This is a genomic window from Liquorilactobacillus mali (assembly GCF_001437155.1).
GTDB classification, from domain to species: Bacteria; Bacillota; Bacilli; order Lactobacillales; family Lactobacillaceae; genus Liquorilactobacillus; species Liquorilactobacillus mali_A.
The window spans coordinates 34311-52073 of record NZ_JQAR01000010.1; the positions used below are offsets into that span (position 1 = coordinate 34311).

The window sequence follows — 17763 nt, forward strand, 5'->3', positions numbered from 1 at the left end:
TTCTCATGGATATACTAAAAGATATAGCATCATTATCACCAGTTGAAGTCCGTCATCTGATTCGCGCTGGAAAATTTACTAAACCCACTAGTGGATTAGCTTCAGGATATACCCAAGCAAATTTAGTAATCTTACCAAAGGTCTTGGCATATGACTTTCTATTGTTTGCTCAAAGGAATCCTCGTCCTTGTCCTATCTTGGAAGTTAGTGATGTAGGAAGCCGCGAGTTACATAAATTCGCCCAAGATATTGATCTAGCAAACGACTTTCCTCGTTACCGTATCTACCGAAACGGTATCTTTACCGATGAAGTCACCAGTGTTGCAGATTATTGGCAAGATGATCTAGTAAGTTTCTTAATTGGTTGCAGTTTTTCCTTTGAATCAGAGCTAATCGCCGCTGGAATCGAAATTCGTCATATAACTGAAGGCGTAAATGTTCCAATGTACAATACCTCCATTCCGCTTGAATCTGCAGGTGAATTTCATGGCAACATGGTTGTCAGTATGCGTCCAATCCCTGAAAACCAGGTAGTGACAGCCGTCAACGTAACTGCTGCCATGCCAAAGGTTCATGGTGCACCAATTCAAATTGGTGATCCTGAATCGATAGGTATTACAGATATTTCGAAACCGGATTATGGCGATCCTGTCACAATAAAGCCTGGAGAGATTCCTGTCTTTTGGCCGTGTGGTGTTACTCCACAGAATGCAATTATGCAGGTAAAACCAGAATTCGTAATTACCCATGCACCTGGTCATATGCTGGTAACAGATATCAAAAATACAGTACTAAAATATGAATAGGAGTTGATCTTAGTGACAAAAATTGATTTAAACAGTGATTTAGGTGAAAGCTTTGGTCGTTACAGTCTAGGCAAAGACAAAGAAATCATTCAACTTGTGACTTCTGTCAATATTGCTTGTGGATTCCATGCTAGTGATCCTGATGTGATGGCTAAGACAGTTGCTCTGGCCGAAGCAGCCGGTGTCGGTGTCGGTGCCCATCCGGGTTATCCAGATCTGCAAGGCTTTGGCAGACGAAAAATGCAGCTACAGCCCTCAGAGGTTGAACACTTAGTAACCTATCAGATTGGCGCACTTCAAGCTTTTACATCTTCCAAAAAGCTCCACCATGTTAAACCCCATGGTGCACTCTATAATATGGCAGCTAAGGACTATGAGCTCTCATTGGCAATCTGCCGAGCTATTAAGTCGGTTGACCCTGATCTCCCAATCTATGCCCTTGCAGGCAGCAAAACAGTTCAAGCTGCGGAAACAATTGGCATACGTTGTGCACAGGAAGTGTTCGGAGATAGAAACTATCTGCCCGATGGCAACCTGGTACCAAGGAGTGAAGCGAATGCCGTAATTACTGATCCAGCAAAAGTTGCTGATCATGTAATTGAAATGATAAAGAATAAGTCAGTAACTGCTATCGATGGTTCAACGGTTCCATTACAGGCTGATTCTATCTGTGTCCACGGTGATAATGCAGCAGCATTGACAATTGTTGCCAGCCTCCGTGAAACACTGCAGAATAATAACATTGCGCTTCAGGCTTTTTAAAGAAAACATACAGAGAGAAGGAATTGTAATATGATGAATAAATCAAAAGATTCTAACAACATGCCTGATTTAAATGGGCCTAAAGCTTCACCACGCAGTATTGCTATGGGTGCTGCATTCTTAATGGCCATGGCTGCCGTAGGGCCAGGGTTCTTAACACAAACTGCTACATTTACTGGTCAAATGGGAGCCGATTTTGGTTTTGCAATCCTGATTTGTATTATTTTTGATATTATCGTTCAAATGAATGTTTGGCGTATCATTGTCGTCAGTGGTAAAAAAGCACAAGTAATTGCAAATGAAATCTTCCCTGGCCTTGGATATGTACTTTCATTTCTTGTTGCGGTTGGTGGCCTCTTCTTCAATATTGGGAATGTTGGTGGAGCGGGACTTGGCCTCAACGTACTTTTCGGTATTTCACCCGAAAATGGTGCCGTAATTGCCGGCGCCCTTGCAATTATTATCTTTGTTGTCAAAAATGCTTTGACTGTTATGGATCGTACCGTTCAAGTCCTCGCTGTTGTTAAAGTTGCAATCCTACTTTACATTATATTCATCATGGCTGTACCTTATCAGTCAGCAGTTCAACATACTTTTATGCCTACAAAAGTTGATTTTTATTCTATTGTCACAATCGTTGGTGGAACTGTTGGTGGTTATATTTCATTTTCCGGTGGCCATCGCTTAATTGAAGGCGGCATGAAAGGCAAACAAAACATTAAGTACGTTAATGAAGGTGCCTTGACAGGAATTGGGATTGCCTCTGTTATCCGTGTACTGCTCTTCTTAGCCGGTCTTGCCGTTGTTGTGACAGGTTACAAGCTTGATCCTACTAATCCGGCAGCTTCAATCTTTAAGTATGCCGCAGGTAACTTTGGATATAAGTTCTTTGGCTTATTGCTCTTCGCAGCTGGAATGACTTCAATCCTTGGCTCGACATTTACATCAACTTCTTTCTTAGATTTTGCAGTCAAGTCGAAAAACGGGTTACAAAAATCACGTAAAGTACTAATAATCAGTTTTATTGTAATCTCAACTGTTATCTTTTATGTTGTTGGTAGTCCCGCAAAGGTTCTTGTCTTTGTTGGTGCTGCAAACGGATTTGTGCTTCCAATTGCATTAGCGATTCTCTTGATTGCAAGTGTCTCCAAAAAAATTGTTGGTGACTACAATCACCCAAAATGGTTAATCATTGCCGGTTGGTTCGTCGTTGCTTTCATGGCTTTCGCAAGTATCAAGACAGTTATCGGACTATTTTAAGGCAAATTAATATTGTTCTACAAAAAGGAAGACTGAGTCAAAATTTAACTTTTGATTCAGCCTTCCTTTTTGATTACATATGAATATATTCCACAAATCAAAATATCTTACTAATAAGTTATTCTGTATGTGGTAACGCCTCTTGAATTTCTTTTTCAAATGTCTTGGGTTTTGTCTTCGGAGCAAATCGCTGTAAGACTTTACCACTAGGATCCACTAAAAACTTAGTAAAATTCCATTTAATTGAATTTCCTAACTCGCCAGGTGCCTCTTTTTTCAGATATTGGAATAATGGAGCAGTTTCCTTTCCGTTTACCACAGTCAGTTCATGCATTGGAAATGACACTCCATACGTTGCTCGACACGCCTGTGCAGCTTCCTGTCCATTGGCAAGTTCCTGCTTAAATTGATTGGATGGGAAACCTAAAATAACCAAACCAGCATCTTTATACTTTTCATAAAGTTCTTCCAACTCTGCGAATTGTGGAGCCAACCCGCATTTTGTAGCCGTATTAACAACCAGCATTGTTTTTCCTTCATACTTTGAGAGCCGATACTTTTCTCCGTTTTCACGTGAGACTTCAAAATCATATATTGTAGCCATTTCTGTGTCATCTCCTTCTTACACTCAAGTATAGGCTTTAATTCTTATTTTGATAAGATATTAGATTGCTCTTCAATTGTCTTTCATAACCACTTATTACGTTGAGCCATTTTAATTGCCTCAATTCTATTATGTACCCCCAACTTGCTGAAGATCGCAGACAGATAATTACGTACTGTTCCTTCTGACAAGAAAAGTTGTTTCGCTATTTGTTTCGTTGTAATTCCCGATTCTGCTACTGCAAGAACTTCCATTTCTCTTGTACTAAGTGGATTATTTTCCACAGAAATCATGTTTACTACAAGCTCCGGTGCAAAAATAGTTTTGCCCTCAAATACATCTCTAATTGCCGTAATAAGTTCATCACTGGGACTATCCTTCAACAAGTATCCTGCGACATTTGCTGCAACTGCTTGTTCAAAATATGCCTTTTGTGCAAATGTAGTCAAAATAATAACCTTTTCATCCAATTTCTTTTTATTTACTCTTGAAGCAACTTCCAGTCCAGTCATTTTAGGCATTTCAATGTCTAAAATTGCAATATTTGGTTTTAGTATTTGCAGATCCTGCCACGCTTTCGCTCCATCAACAGCACTACCAACGACCTGAAAATCATCTTCTAAGTCTAATAATTGTGTTAACGCACTATTTAACAAGCTCTGATCTTCCGCTAAATATATTTTAATCATCGTCTTCATTCGCTTTCCTTTGGGTCAATATCACATGTGTACCATGATGATCATGATAGATCTCAAATTCTCCATTTGCTTGGTGCATTCGTTCGCGCATTCCGCTAATCCCATTGCCGCCTTCTCTTACAAATTTTTTCCCAACACCATCGTCAATTACTTCAACTTTGTATAGGTCCTCATTAGCAAAGAAAATCAATTGAACTTGATGCGCTTTGGCATGGTGTAAAATATTGCTGATTGCCTCAGTCAGAGCAATTCCAAACCTGGCCTGAATTTGTGTGGGCCAATTGATGGCTTCTGTCTCACCCTTTGTAAGCAGCAAAATATTCGCTGTCGCAAGATTTTTACCCTGTTCTAACAAAACTTCATTTAGGGATTGTTGGTGTAAATTATTAACAATTGAACGTACTAACTGTAAGTTCTGACGGCTGGTTTGTTCGATATCGTTTAACTCTGCAGATACCCTTTCCGAGTCCTTGGACAAAAGTTTTTTTGCTAATTCTGTTTTAATCGTGATCATTGAGAAACTCTGTCCTAGAGTATCATGTAGGTCACGTGCAATTCTTTCGCGTTCACCGCGCTGAATAATCGTCTCCAACCTGCGATTAGTTTGATTTAACTGATGCTGCTTGAATGATGAAGTTGCCATTATGTTGGCTATTATTGGTGATACTAATGGAAAAAGCAATCCCATTGCTGCACTATCCATCCAAAATGCTGGGTACCTTGTTTGGATTCTTGCCAAAGCTACTCCAATTATGAAATAGTAGGCCAACATAAAATATTTTTGGTACTTTCTTTGATAATGTATTAGTATCCACGGAACTTGCCATGCAGGAAAAATAATCAAATATAGATTAAAATTAAAAACTGCAAAAATTCCTGTCACTAATAATTCAAGTGGAATCGTAAGATAACGATAATCTCTTATCTCATTAACTATGATATACAGTATCAAAAATAGCCCTGATAATGCTAACCAATATACATCTTTAATGCTTTTAACTGGGATAAACTGGATCAGTGTATATGGTAAATACACTAGCTAAACATATGAAATCCAATCTATTTTTCTAATCTTGCTAAAGCCATTAAGCTTCACTATTTCTTAGCCCCTTTTTTTGCTGTATCTTTATAACTAATATTGTCATACACCCCATGAGTACTATCCACGTAATAATACCATAAAAGCCCTCTAAATCTAATTGATCATGAAGCATCGCTTTTCCCAATAAATTATTTGCAAAATAAGTTGGCATGACCTTGCCAATGCCTTGCAGCCAACTTGGCATAGTACTGATTGGCCACCATAATCCGCTAACTATTGATAGCGGAAAAACAACTAAATTGCAGGCAACACTCAAAGTTTCTTGTGTCTTAAAATATGACATCATTGTCCCCAATAACAGCATCGGAACTTGACCGACTAATACGATCAGCAAAATCATAAAATATTGTTTTAAGCTTAGATCAATATTGTTAAATATTCTCGCAAGCACACCCAAAACCATCACAGCACAAAGATTTAGCAGCATCGTGATTGTATATATAGAAATGTAATAATTCTTACTCCCAGATGGTGTCATTTGAAGCAACAAAATCAGGCCTTTATCACGATCATTTTTGAGAATTGTCGCTACACCGAAGATGGCACCAATTACTCCACTGTAGATTGTCATGCTACCCATATAGGTCATGTAAAATTGATGCATTTCTGGATTGCTTCCAACAACCATTACTTTCGTAAACAATAAATAAAATCCAGCAGGCATCAGCAATGTAAAAAACAAAAAAGATTTATTGCGAATTACCAATCTTAATGCATCAAATTTTAACTGTTTCATAATCTTTATCATCTTTACTGTTGCTCCTTATCTGTTGTCATCTGCAAGAATATTTTTTCCAATGTTTCATGTTCAACTGCTATATTTGAAACATCTGGATATTTTGACAATAACTGTTTGAGCGTATTGTCCCCATCAACTGTCTTAATTACAACCTGACTACTATTTTTTTCAATATTGATGATGCCAGTCAATTCCGCAAAAACACATTTTTCGTATTCACTGGTGAATGTAATTACTGTTTGTTTATGCCTGTCTTGTAATTCCTTCAGTGTTCCTTGAAAGATAAACTTTCCCTTTTGCAAAACAATTAAGCGACTGGCAACTTGTTGGATTTCTTCCAAATAGTGGCTAGTAATAATCATCGTCTTGCCCTGTTCTCTGAGCTTCTCAATCAGTTCCCAGAAAATATGTCTTGCCTGTGCATCCATTCCAACAGTTGGTTCATCCAAAAAAATCAAATCAGGATTGTTCAACACGGCTTGCGCAAATGTGACCCTGCGCATCAGTCCTCCTGATAACTCCTTCAAGAATTTATGTCGATGCTTTTTTAAGTCCAACTGTTCTAATATTTGTTCCAAAGGGATTGAATTGCTGTATTGCATCGCAACTTCTTCTAAGAATTCATCGACCCTGACACTTGACAGTACTAAATCACCTTGTAGCATTGATCCTATCTTTTTTCTTGCAACCAGTGAACCTGGCCGATTTCCAAAGACTTGTACATTATTTTTACTTGGCAGCAGGCCTAGTAAGATATTCAACAAGGTTGTCTTACCCGCACCATTTTCGCCAATTAGTCCAATAATTTCCCCTTTATTTATAGTCAAATTAATTTTTTTTAGGATTTCGGTTTCACCGTAACTAAAGTTCAAGTTTTTAACACTTATAATCTGTTTCATGATGCACCCCCATGTAATCCTATCTTAGAACGGGATAATAAAAATTCCCAGTCATGATTGTAATTGGCTGGGAATGACAAATGTCATAACTTTATATTATTTTCCGGTGAATTTAGCCATCAAGATAAATGGATACACGCCACCATTTGTTTCTTGATTGTGGTGGTTCACAACTTTGAAACCAAGCTTTTGATACAATTTCCGTGCACGAACGTTGAATTCTGCAACGTCAAATAAAACTTTTTGAGGGTTTTTTAACTGAATTACATAATTCAATATTGCGGTGGCAAAAGCAAAACCCTTTCCCTTGCCAATCAACTCTGGAGCCATTCCAAGACCAATCTCAATGGCCTCTTCGTCATTGGTATCCTCGACCGCAAAGAAGCCGACCAGTTTCCCCGCCTGGATAACTTGATAATAACTATCACCACGTGATTCTTCACTCAGTAGCTCTTGATAATCTTCTGGATCAGCCGTCATATCATAAAATTCATACTCACCTTGATAATGCCATTGTGCAATCAACAATGCATTTGGAGAGGTCAATCTTTCAATCTTAAACATCACTTATTCACCTCAAAAACGATTGTATCTTACACTTTAAAAAGCAGCAAGAAGTTTATTTTATTTATTTTCAGCAAGTTTACGATACACATCGACCAGCTCTCCGGCTAAATCTCGGAAAGTAATTGCATTCATAATGTGATCTTGTGCATGAACCATTAATAAATTAACTTCCGCATGTTCACCATTAGCTTCCGCAGTCAGCATCCCTGTTTGTGCATTATGAGCCTGTGCCATAAACTCATCTGCGGTTTTTAACTTCTTATCTGCTGTCTCAAAGTCACCTTCTTTAGCAGCCCTAATCGCTTCAAATGCTGCCCCTTTAGCATTCCCGCCATTTATGATTAAACCCATGATCGTTTCTTGTTGCTTTTCATCCATTCAAATCATCTCCGATTTATAGTTGTACTCCTTGTGATTCAATAACTGTTTTATACCAATAAAATGAATCTTTTCGACTCCTTTCCAACGTTCCTTCAGCTTTATCATTTTTGTCAACATAGATAAAACCATATCGTTTATCCATCTGACCACTTCCAGCTGAAACCAAATCAATACATCCCCATGGAGTGTATCCCATTAATTCAATTCCGTCTTTTTCAACAGCTAGCTTCATCTGCTGAATATGTTTCTTCAGATAATCGATTCGGTATTGGTCATGGATTGATCCATCTGCTTCAACTTTATCAATTGCGCCTAGACCATTCTCAACAATGAATTGAGGTACATGATAACGATCATTCATCCAATTCATTGCATAACGTAAACCTTCAGGATCAATCTGCCATCCCCAGTCTGATGCTGGAAGATATTCATTTCGTACTACGTCCTCCATTTCATCATAGCTATAGACCGAATCAGCATCGTCATGAGCTGAAACCGTAAATGACATATAATAACTAAATCCTAAATAATCAACTGTCCCAGCTTGAAGGACATCTAGATCTTCTAAAGTACGATCAATTTTCAAGTGATGTTCTGTTTGGTATTTTAATAGCCATTCAGGATACTTCCCAAGTACTTGCAGATCGCCTAACCAATAGCGCCACTGCATTGCACGTTGGGCTTTGAGAATGTCTTTAGGATCAGAAGTCGCAGGATAAAGAGGAATCATCGCAATCATAGCACCAATCTCAAAATCAGGATTGATTTTATGTCCTATCTGGACTGCCAAAGCACTTGCAACTGCTTCATAATGAGCTGCTTGGAACATCGTTTCCTCCACATTTTCTCCATCTCGTGGTACAATCCCCGAGTTAGTGAAAATTGAAAAACCACGCTTATAGTCCGTCTGATTATTGATTTCATTGAATGTCATCCAATATTTAACTTTGTTTTTGTAACGTTCGAAAACAACCTTTGCAAAGTTAACAAAATAGTCAATTACTTTTCTGTTACGCCATCCGCCATATTCTGTTACAAGATGATATGGCATCTCAAAATGTGAAAGTGTGATCACAGGTTCAATCCCATATTTCAGACATTCATCAAATAAATCATCGTAGAATTTCAATCCTTCCTCGTTTGGTTCTCTTTCATCACCATTTGGGAAAATTCTCGTCCAAGCAATAGATGTCCTAAAACACTTGAATCCCATTTCAGCAAAAAGTTTAATGTCTCCCTTGTATCGATGATAAAAATCAATTGCATCATGATTAGGATAATACTCCCCAGTAACAACTCCCTCCGTGATTTTTCGTTCAACCCCGTTAGCGCCATTGGTCATTACATCCGCAACACTGATTCCCTTACCACCTTCTTGCCAACCACCTTCCAATTGGTGTGCAGCTACTGCACCACCCCACAAGAAATTTTTTGATAACTTATAAGCATTTTCATTATCCAATTTGTACTCCTCCTTAAATAATTACACTCTTTGCTTCAGACACAAGTGAAAGCGTTTGATATTTATTGATAATTTATATTTTGAACCAACATTCTCAAAAAGGCCCTAGAGCCCCAAAAATAATGAGCCCCCCGAGGAGAGCCCATTATGGTTCATCATAATAATTCTCATTAACCAAAAGGGACTTCTTTGCAACTCATGACCTCGTTTTTTTAATTATCTACTAATTCTTATTATTCTTTCTGAGCTTGCTCTTGTTCTTGTTTTAACAAGACCTTATCATAATGCCTGATAAATGGATACCACACGATAAATGCAACTGCCGCACAAATGATTGCCAGTATTCCACCTTTCCAACTTGCCGTAGCTATAAATCCACCCAATCCGATTGGTGTAGGCCACGGCTGTTGAGCAATAATCTTATCTACCAAATGCGTAGTAACTGCAAAGTACCCAACTATCCCGGAAACTAATGGTGCACAAACGAACGGAATAAATAGCTGGACATTATAGACAATTGGTAATCCAAAAAGTATCGGTTCATTAATATTAAAGAAAGCGGGTACAATTTCTGCCTTCCCAATTTCTCGTAACTGAACTGATTTAGCTCTAGAAACCAACCATATAGTCATTCCTAAAGTTGCACCAGAACCACCAATAATAACAAAAGCATTCATTGGATCACCAGCGAAGAAATGGTCGGCCCCCAACTTATTAGATGCCATATTGGCTAGAACGATTGGAGTATAAAATGAACTCATGATTGTTGCACCATGGATTCCAAACCACCAAAGAAAATGAATTAAGAAAATAATTACCAAGAATCCCCACCATGTATCTGCGATATTGCTAACAAATGAGAATGGAATGTAGAGTACCTTGAAAATATCTGTTCCTACAAAAATAAGCAACATATTGAGTACTGAAACAACAATTGCAACACAGAATCCTGGAATCAAAGAACTGAATGAATTGGCCACACCAGCTGGGACTGCGGCTGGCATTTTAATAGCCCAGTTATGCTTTATAGTAAACCGATAAATCTGTACTGTGAGCCAACCAACAACTAAACCTGTGAAAATTCCGACAGCAGCTATCCTAGTAACACCAGAAGTTGAAACCGCATATCCTCCACCAATAATGTTTGTTTTGCTAAGAGATTGCACAAATTCAATAGAGCCGTTCTTCCACACCAACTGTGGGACAGTAATAAACATCGCCATCACAAACATGAACAAACTACTAAGTGGATTTAAATTAAGATGTTCTTCTTCTTGATAGATTTTGGTATAGCTATAAGTGAATGTTCCTGCAAAAACAAGAGCTAAAATTCCCATTGTTGAATTATAAATAACTTGGAAAATGTTCGTAAAATGCCCAACGGTATTAGCATATAACTCAGCAAACCCTGGTATTTGAAATGCTTGCGGCAAAATTTGTAAAATTAAAAATACAGCACCAATAATTGAAAATGCAATAACACTATAACCAGCATCCATAATTGCTCGGACAAAACGCGAACCAGCAAATTTACCAACCTTCTCCGTTACACTTTCTTTAAAAGAATCAGAAATTTTCATTAGATCAACGCCTCTTTTCACGAATTTTTCTATTTTCAATATAGTTAATCTGTAACATACATACTAATTACCTCTGGAGTTATATCAAGAAATTGAAATTATTATCAGGGCCAATCCGTACTCTTTAAAACTATTACTATTTCTTAACTAATAGTCCCCAGAATTCTTGTTCCATAATTACTTACATTTGCCAACAAGCTCATAAATCACACTAATTACCATTTTTCATCATCATTAACCATATTTCTTCTTGGAATTAATTATCCTAGCAACACTTTTTTATTTAACCCCTCCTAACTAAATTTATAATTTGATACACAACAACGCTTTTTATCTCACCTACCTTTACTCATTTCATCTACCAACTACATTTTACCGAAAAAGAATACTATTTGCTACAAATAAAAGAAAACGGTTACATTATACAGATAATGAAACATTTACTGTTTTTGTAATTTTTTAAATGTTATTGTATAATCCAGTTGTTACCCACTTTGAATAAAAGGTTGGATTATGAAATGATTGATTTAAAGGGATTTACCCCAACAGAAATTTTAATCTACAATTATTTGATTGCCCATCCCGATGAGGCGCTTAGCCTGAGCATTCGCCAATTGGGCAGTGTTATTCACGTTTCTTCTGCCTCTATCATTAGATGTATTAAAAAGATGGGTTATGATAGTTTCTATGAATTTAAGTACAATCTGAAACAGCAACAGATGAATTTGCAAACAAAGAAATTAGGGGCTGATTATGATACTAAAATTATTAATATAGCGAGCACTTTTTTTAGGCGTCCTCTTTTACAACAATATTCACATGAATTAGTATCTTTCAAAAAACTAATTTCCAGTGCAGACAGTGTCTTGTTCTTTGGTATTGGTACATCAGGAATCCTTGCTCAATATGGTGCTCGGCAATTTTCTAATTTTGGAATCAATTCTATTTATAATGTTGATCCTTTTTATCCTTTACCTCAAGGAAAGCATAATAGCAATACTAATCAGATTGCTATTATGCTTTCGGTTAGCGGTGAAACTCCTGAAATTGTTGACAGAGCTGTTAGCTTAAAGGCTGATAATTTTCACATTATATCCATTACAAATAACAATTACTCTACCTTAGCTAAGGTTTCTGAAATCAACTTTTCGTACAATGTTAAGCCTGAAGTCATCAAGGAAACATTAAATATTACCACTCAAATCCCAGTAATTTTTATTCTAGAATCACTTGCAAGAAATATTGAACAGAATTAACTAAGGTGCAATTAAAAAGTTCTGGCAGTCATCGGTTTTCGCTGATTTCCGCCAGAACTTTTTAGATTATTTTTAACATACTCATCTGAATCCCAAAACTATCTATCATCAGTGTTGACCAACATTATTCCCAATTTATTAGTGTATAATTTTTCCAAAAATACACTCAACTAGCCTACTTTGTTTCTCTCCTATTTCTATGCCGTACACTGTAAACGGTTGTTGCGAAAATCAAGACTGCTGCCCCAACAATCACTGAAACACGTGTATCTAGATTAATAAACATGAAGAAGACAATCACAACAAGCATTATGAGTGCAAAATAATTTGAAAACGGGTATAGCGGTAGTTTAAAGGGATGTTCTGCCATCAGCTGTGGGTTATTCTTGCGAAAGCGAAGTTCTGCCAACAAAATTACAAACCATGGTATCATGCCAGGAAGAACCGATGAACTAAAGACAATCACAAACATATCGGATGTTGACTTACTATATGCGCTTGCAATAATATCAATAACAAATCCAATTAAGATTCCGCTGGAAATCCCAAGAATGGCAATATTTGGCACGATTCTCTTAGACAAACGACCAAATATTTTGGGTGCATCCCCCTCATGTGCTAATTTAAAAAGCATTCTACTTGAAGAATAAATTCCCGAATTTGCACCCGACAAAGCCGCGGTCAAAACCACAAAGTTGATAATTGAAGCCGCAGCCGTAATACCTACTTTAGCAAATGTCGAAACAAATGGCGAACCAACTGAACTTAACTGGTTCCATGGATAGATTGTCACAATCACAAAAATTGCACCAACGTAAAAAATTAAGATTCTAAATAGGACAGACTTGACTGACTTAACAATCGCTTTTTGCGGATTAGCAACTTCCCCGGCCGAGATACCCAACAATTCAATTCCTTGGTAAGAACCAACGATAATTGACATTGAGAAGAAGAAACCTGTAAAACCACCGGTAAAGAAACCTCCATGACTCCACAAATTGCTGAGACCGATAGGGTGACCATTATTACCAAAGCCAAAAAAGATTACCATGAATCCTAAGATGATCATCATAATAATTGTAATCACCTTAATCATTGCAAACCAAAATTCTAATGAACCATACGCTTTAGCACTAGCAAGATTAGCTAATAGCAAAAATGCGATAATAATAATTCCAGAGAAAAATGGATTAATATTTGGCCACCAATACTTCAAATATTCGGTAGCAGCAACAACCTCTGACATTCCGACAACTATGTATTCAAAGACATTCGCCCATTTAGCAAGATAACCAGCTAGTGGATGTACATATTCCGTTGCATAGTCTGCGAAAGAACCAGTACCTGGATTAATGTAAATCATTTCACCCAAGGCGCGCATTACTATGTATAGAATCAGGCCAACAAACATGTATGCCAGCAAAACCGACGGTCCCGTCCATTTAATAGTTGAAGTTGCACCCATGAACAAACCGACCCCAATAGCCCCTCCAAGTGAAATCATTTCCATTTGTCCAGCGGTCATGGAACGCTTTAAATCAGGCGCATCATTTGATTCTTGTTTCATTATTTTCCCTCCAAAAAAACTGTGACAAAATGATTGTGATGTCACAGCATTGCACACTGTAAAACGAAAAATAAACTAGTAATTTCTTAGTTTCATCTTCGTCATACCTTAATATTTATTCTATTCATACAACACAACACGAATAATTATAGATAATTTAAATAACAAGCGCAACCTTTTAGGAAAATTAAGTCTATAAACTTTTAATTATTTTCCCCGAATAAAGCCCTATTACAGTATTTAATTTTCATTTTTAAAAATTTGTAGGATATAAAAATTTAAATTTATTGTTATTTTCAAATAGTTTCGCAATCTGCAATAATAATTGCTCTTGCCCCTTACCAGTCTCAAATTGAATCCCAAGAGGCAATCCCTCAGCCGTAACATGCGTGGGTAAACTTATTGCTGGATTCCCAGTCAAATTTGCTTGCTGCGTGAACGGTGAAAGAGTCAGCGCGGGTAACCATTGATCCCAAATTAATTGTTTTTGTTCCTTGGAACTTAACTCTTTGATCTGCTTCATTTTAAGTAAATTTGCCTTGCTAACTAGCGGGTCATCTATTTGAGGTGCTGCATAGGCTGTTGCTGGTGTCAAAATCACTGAGTATTTTTCATGCAGTAGTGACATTTGATAAGCAGCATTATCCCAACTATTTAAAGCTTTGCTATATTCAGCAGCAGAAAGATTTTTCCCCGTTTGGTATAATGCCCACGTTAATGGCTCCATGTCATTTATCGTTAATTCACGTCGCATAGATTGTTGTATCGAATCAAATACCGCAGCCGTTTCACCTTCATTCATTGCATAGTAGGCCTGCATCAAACGAACACCATCCGTTGGCAAATCAATTTCTTTAGTATTGAATCCTTGGTCAGTTAGAAAAGAAACAGCATTTTCTACTGCTTTTATTGCTTCTGCATCAACTGGTGTACCAACCGGTGATTTAGTTGTATAGCCAACAGTTACCTTATACGGCTCTAACCTAGGGCCATTTAGAAAACCATAAGTATTCATTGGTACTTGAAAAACTCCTGCAGGTTGAATAGTCTGTAACGAGTTAAGAAGGGCAGCTGTATCATCAACACTTCTAGTTAATGCAAAATTCACAGAAGCTCCTTGCCATGAACGCCAGTCAGTTGGTCCAACAGGTACTCGGCCACGTGTTGGTTTCAATCCAATAGTTCCAGACCAGGAAGCTGGTATTCTAATTGAACCCCCGCCATCATTGCCTGCTGCAAGCGGTAACATTCCATCTGCCACTACTGCACCCGCTCCTCCTGATGAGCCGCCTGCTTGATAATTTATATCCCAAGGATTACGTGTTAGCCCATAAATCTTAGAATCAGTAATATTCTTCAAACCAAATTCTGGAAAATTAGTTTGGCCAATAATGATAAAGCCGCTGCGCTGCAATGCTTTAACATAATTATTTGTCAGCTGCGCTTTATTATTCTTAAACATTATGTTCCCAAAAGTTTCTGGTTCTCCTCTAAGTGCCTGTCCTAATCCCTTAAGCAGCAACGGTACACCGAAAAAGGGTTGTCCTTTATCCTCTAGCTGGGAGACTTCTTTTAAAGCTGCTTCCTTCCTAGTTGAAATAACGGCATTTAGTTGAGAATTATCATTTGCTATCTTAGCTAATGTTATTTCAATTAATTCAGACGAACTAATTTTCTTTTTTCGAATTAACTTGGCTAGCTCTAGCGCAGGTTTTAATAGTAATTTTTGCTTGTCATCAACCATTTTAGACCTCCTTAGATTGTCTTAGTTTTAGTTACTAATTTTCTTTCTTAATTTGTTTTTGTATTCAAATTCAATAAATGATGAAATAAATAAAAGATAATCACTCCAAATATAACCAGCAAAATGAATGCCATCGTACTCCCCGCACTAATATTTTCTGCATGTGTATATCCTGCACGATTAACTGAATCCATTATCAAAGCCAAGACAGTAGTTCCAATTGCTCCTGTGACTTGCTGTCCTGTGTTATAAAGTGCATTCGCATCATTGCGAAACTTCTTATCAATATGTTTTAAACCGTAAGCTACCGAATTTCCAAAAGCCATTGAGCGACCAATTGCAAATACTAGATACGCTAAGGTTATGCCCCAAATGCCTAATTGTGAACCACCAAATGCAAGTCCAATAAGTGAAAATGTAAATAAGATATCACCTATGTATAATGGCATCTTGCCGCCAAATCGATCTAGCATCCATCCATAAATAGGCTGGCCAAAACAATTAAACATACTGCCTGGCAGGAGAATTAAGCCCCCAATTAATGATGTTGCCTGAAAAACTTCCTGCACATAATTGGGTAATAAGAAATTGATTCCAACATTTGAAAATTGCAACATAATGTATGGCAAAAAGCTAAACAAAAAGGCTTTTTCTTTAAAAACTGATAGTGAAAAAAGTGCCTTGGTTGCTGAACTTGAAAGCCTGACAAATATTCCCGTTAAAATTATGCTTGCAGCTGATAAAACAGCAAAAATAATATATGAATGCGAGCCAAGATCATTCAGTCCGATGATCAAGCAAATCAAAGCAGCCCCTAAAATCAAGAATCTCAGCCAGTCAAACGCATACTTTCCTTCGACTGGTGCATACTGCCTAATTCTTTTAGTACCCATTGCTAACAAGATAAGTGCTAATGGTAAGGTTAACCAAAATATCACACGCCAACTTGCAAAAGCTACAACTGCTCCACCAAAAGTCGGGCCTAATGCTGGTGCAACCAGTATAATCAAATTTGCTAAACCAATATATGTTCCAAGTTTTATTGCTGGAACAACGTCAAGAATAATATTAACCATTAATGGTGTACAAATCCCAACACAACCTGCTTGAATCACGCGGCCTGCTAATAACATCCAGAAATTAAACGCACTTCCGCAAATGATATCTCCTAGACTAAAAAGAATAACCGCTATAATAAATAACTGTCGATTTGTAAATCTCCGTTTCATATAAGCAGAAGTCAGCATGACCAACGCTGCCATCAATAGGTATCCGGATGTCACCCACTGAACTGTACTCAAAGACTCATTAAATTCGCGCATTAAAGCAGGAAATGTAACATTCATCGATGTTTCCGTCAATACCCCCATAAATGACATTAGCGCAACAATCGCAACAACGAACATAGGATTCTCTTGTTTTACTGCTGGTGCTTGCATTCTAATTCTCCCTTTAATAATTTATATTGTATTAAACTGTTCCATTAAATGTACACAGTTTAATGCGACCGTGATAATTATAGTGCAAAAATACGAAATACGGAAAATAAGTTTTCTATCCTAAAATTTTTCCTAGAAGGATTCAAACTCATTAGATAATTAACTATCTTCAAGAAACATGATATAGTCTCATAGTAAACTATGAATAAAATTTCTATCCCACTCTGAGCCAACTTAATGATCACTAAATCATTCAAAAAAATATAGGAGGAGACATCAAATGCCGCTAGCAGATGCTCTATTAACAATTGATTTTCAAAATGGCGTATGTAAAGGTCCGACACCAGTCGTTGATTTAGAAAATTGTATATATAAGATCAACAAAAGAATTGCACTATATCGACAATCTGAAAAACCAATTATCTTTGTTCAACATAATGATAATGAACTAGTAAAAGATCAACGAGACTGGTTAATTATAAATGAACTAAACACTAAAAATGACGATTACTATGTTCAAAAAAGACATGCCAATTCCTTTTACAAAACAACTTTAAAGACAATTTTAGATGAAAATACTGTTAATACAATAGAAATCTGTGGTGCCCAAACTGAATACTGCGTGGATACAACCATCAAAATGGCCCACGGTCTGGGTTATAAATTACAAATGGTCCGCGGTACTGCAACAACCATTGCTAATGATTACATGGACGCAAAAACAACCAATTTGTTTTATGAAAACATCTGGAATCACAGATTTCTAGAGTTTGTATAATTTTAGTTTTATATCCAGTATCGTTTGTAAATTTATATTATTTCTTACGACAAAAAGAGACCTCCTACTGTTCCAGGAGATCTCTTTTTGTTATGTCATCATGGCAGTCCATTATTTAG

At 37.1% G+C, this 17763-nt stretch carries 17 protein-coding genes; 5 read left to right on the forward strand and 12 right to left on the reverse strand.

Features of this window, described 5'->3' with window-relative positions; genetic code table 11:
- Positions 1-5: 5 nt before the first annotated feature.
- Genes IV36_RS05980 through IV36_RS05990 form a run of 3 tightly spaced genes read left to right on the forward strand, consistent with a single transcriptional unit; the run spans position 6 to position 2828 of the window.
- Positions 6-806 (forward strand): putative hydro-lyase, encoded by an 801-nt coding sequence (locus IV36_RS05980; protein ID WP_056991291.1) that lies wholly within the window; start codon positions 6-8, stop codon positions 804-806.
- Between the two features lie 12 nt (positions 807-818).
- Positions 819-1568, forward strand: a complete 750-nt coding sequence (locus IV36_RS05985; protein WP_056991293.1) for a LamB/YcsF family protein — start codon at positions 819-821, stop codon at positions 1566-1568.
- 30 nt (positions 1569-1598) lie between these two features.
- The gene (locus tag IV36_RS05990) at positions 1599-2828 is read left to right on the forward strand and encodes an NRAMP family divalent metal transporter (RefSeq protein WP_056991294.1); all 1230 of its coding nucleotides are present in this window, start codon (positions 1599-1601) and stop codon (positions 2826-2828) included.
- A gap of 118 nt (positions 2829-2946) precedes the next feature.
- On the opposite strand, the gene IV36_RS05995 is transcribed toward IV36_RS05990, so the two are convergent.
- The 9 genes from IV36_RS05995 to celB all read right to left on the reverse strand — a co-directional run bounded on the left by IV36_RS05995 (position 2947) and on the right by celB (position 10860).
- Positions 2947-3432 carry a glutathione peroxidase gene (locus tag IV36_RS05995; RefSeq protein ID WP_056991295.1) on the reverse strand — a complete coding sequence of 162 codons (486 nt, stop codon included), beginning with the start codon at positions 3430-3432 and terminating at the stop codon, positions 2947-2949.
- An 83-nt stretch (positions 3433-3515) separates the two neighbouring features.
- Entirely contained in the window at positions 3516-4121 is a 606-nt protein-coding gene (locus IV36_RS06000) for a response regulator transcription factor (RefSeq protein WP_056991324.1), read from the reverse strand.
- Positions 4114-5166 carry a sensor histidine kinase gene (locus IV36_RS06005; RefSeq protein ID WP_056991297.1) on the reverse strand — a complete coding sequence of 351 codons (1053 nt, stop codon included), beginning with the start codon at positions 5164-5166 and terminating at the stop codon, positions 4114-4116. Before IV36_RS06005 ends, IV36_RS06000 begins: the two co-directional genes overlap by 8 nt.
- Before the next feature lie 49 nt (positions 5167-5215).
- Entirely contained in the window at positions 5216-5980 is a 765-nt protein-coding gene (locus IV36_RS06010) for an ABC transporter permease (RefSeq protein WP_056991299.1), read from the reverse strand.
- 2 nt (positions 5981-5982) lie between these two features.
- The gene (locus tag IV36_RS06015; protein WP_056991301.1) at positions 5983-6870 is read right to left on the reverse strand and encodes an ABC transporter ATP-binding protein; all 888 of its coding nucleotides are present in this window, start codon (positions 6868-6870) and stop codon (positions 5983-5985) included.
- A 96-nt stretch (positions 6871-6966) separates the two neighbouring features.
- Positions 6967-7434 carry a GNAT family N-acetyltransferase gene (locus IV36_RS06020; RefSeq protein ID WP_056991303.1) on the reverse strand — a complete coding sequence of 156 codons (468 nt, stop codon included), beginning with the start codon at positions 7432-7434 and terminating at the stop codon, positions 6967-6969.
- Between the two features lie 60 nt (positions 7435-7494).
- Positions 7495-7815: a PTS lactose/cellobiose transporter subunit IIA gene (locus tag IV36_RS06025; RefSeq protein ID WP_003689229.1), complete on the reverse strand. Its 321-nt coding sequence runs from the start codon at positions 7813-7815 to the stop codon at positions 7495-7497.
- Between the two features lie 16 nt (positions 7816-7831).
- The gene (locus IV36_RS06030; protein ID WP_056991305.1) at positions 7832-9280 is read right to left on the reverse strand and encodes a 6-phospho-beta-glucosidase; all 1449 of its coding nucleotides are present in this window, start codon (positions 9278-9280) and stop codon (positions 7832-7834) included.
- A 233-nt stretch (positions 9281-9513) separates the two neighbouring features.
- On the reverse strand, positions 9514-10860 hold the full coding sequence (gene celB / locus IV36_RS06035) for a PTS cellobiose transporter subunit IIC (RefSeq protein WP_056991306.1): 1347 nt from the start codon (positions 10858-10860) through the stop codon (positions 9514-9516).
- Between the two features lie 518 nt (positions 10861-11378).
- Here celB and IV36_RS06040 point away from each other — a divergent pair.
- Positions 11379-12116 (forward strand): MurR/RpiR family transcriptional regulator, encoded by a 738-nt coding sequence (locus IV36_RS06040; RefSeq protein ID WP_082623723.1) that lies wholly within the window; start codon positions 11379-11381, stop codon positions 12114-12116.
- Between the two features lie 175 nt (positions 12117-12291).
- Here IV36_RS06040 and IV36_RS06045 read toward each other — a convergent pair whose 3' ends face one another.
- From IV36_RS06045 to IV36_RS06055, 3 genes are all read right to left on the reverse strand, one after another.
- Entirely contained in the window at positions 12292-13683 is a 1392-nt protein-coding gene (locus IV36_RS06045) for an amino acid permease (protein ID WP_056991307.1), read from the reverse strand.
- Between the two features lie 253 nt (positions 13684-13936).
- Positions 13937-15427, reverse strand: a complete 1491-nt coding sequence (locus IV36_RS06050; protein WP_056991308.1) for an amidase — start codon at positions 15425-15427, stop codon at positions 13937-13939.
- Positions 15428-15474: 47 nt separating this feature from the next.
- Positions 15475-16866, reverse strand: a complete 1392-nt coding sequence (locus IV36_RS06055; protein ID WP_056991309.1) for an MFS transporter — start codon at positions 16864-16866, stop codon at positions 15475-15477.
- 280 nt (positions 16867-17146) lie between these two features.
- Between IV36_RS06055 and IV36_RS06060 the strand changes: the two genes are divergently transcribed.
- Complete coding sequence (locus IV36_RS06060) at positions 17147-17644, forward strand: cysteine hydrolase family protein (RefSeq protein WP_056991310.1); 498 nt, start codon at positions 17147-17149, stop codon at positions 17642-17644.
- The last annotated feature ends 119 nt before the right edge of the window (positions 17645-17763 follow it).

What these genes read in the sequence shown, in the direction of transcription:
- IV36_RS06045 (WP_056991307.1), bottom strand. Translation starts at nt 13,683, where the DNA reads ATGAAACAAGAATCAAATGATGCGCCTGATTTAAAGCGTTCCATGACC.
- IV36_RS05990 (WP_056991294.1), top strand. Translation starts at nt 1,599, where the DNA reads ATGATGAATAAATCAAAAGATTCTAACAACATGCCTGATTTAAATGGG.
- celB (WP_056991306.1), bottom strand. Translation starts at nt 10,860, where the DNA reads ATGAAAATTTCTGATTCTTTTAAAGAAAGTGTAACGGAGAAGGTTGGT.
- IV36_RS06000 (WP_056991324.1), bottom strand. Translation starts at nt 4,121, where the DNA reads ATGATTAAAATATATTTAGCGGAAGATCAGAGCTTGTTAAATAGTGCG.
- IV36_RS05995 (WP_056991295.1), bottom strand. Translation starts at nt 3,432, where the DNA reads ATGGCTACAATATATGATTTTGAAGTCTCACGTGAAAACGGAGAAAAG.
- IV36_RS06050 (WP_056991308.1), bottom strand. Translation starts at nt 15,427, where the DNA reads ATGGTTGATGACAAGCAAAAATTACTATTAAAACCTGCGCTAGAGCTA.
- IV36_RS06025 (WP_003689229.1), bottom strand. Translation starts at nt 7,815, where the DNA reads ATGGATGAAAAGCAACAAGAAACGATCATGGGTTTAATCATAAATGGC.
- IV36_RS06060 (WP_056991310.1), top strand. Translation starts at nt 17,147, where the DNA reads ATGCCGCTAGCAGATGCTCTATTAACAATTGATTTTCAAAATGGCGTA.
- IV36_RS05980 (WP_056991291.1), top strand. Translation starts at nt 6, where the DNA reads ATGGATATACTAAAAGATATAGCATCATTATCACCAGTTGAAGTCCGT.
- IV36_RS06040 (WP_082623723.1), top strand. Translation starts at nt 11,379, where the DNA reads ATGATTGATTTAAAGGGATTTACCCCAACAGAAATTTTAATCTACAAT.
- IV36_RS06015 (WP_056991301.1), bottom strand. Translation starts at nt 6,870, where the DNA reads ATGAAACAGATTATAAGTGTTAAAAACTTGAACTTTAGTTACGGTGAA.
- IV36_RS06020 (WP_056991303.1), bottom strand. Translation starts at nt 7,434, where the DNA reads ATGTTTAAGATTGAAAGATTGACCTCTCCAAATGCATTGTTGATTGCA.
- IV36_RS06055 (WP_056991309.1), bottom strand. Translation starts at nt 16,866, where the DNA reads ATGCAAGCACCAGCAGTAAAACAAGAGAATCCTATGTTCGTTGTTGCG.
- IV36_RS06010 (WP_056991299.1), bottom strand. Translation starts at nt 5,980, where the DNA reads ATGATAAAGATTATGAAACAGTTAAAATTTGATGCATTAAGATTGGTA.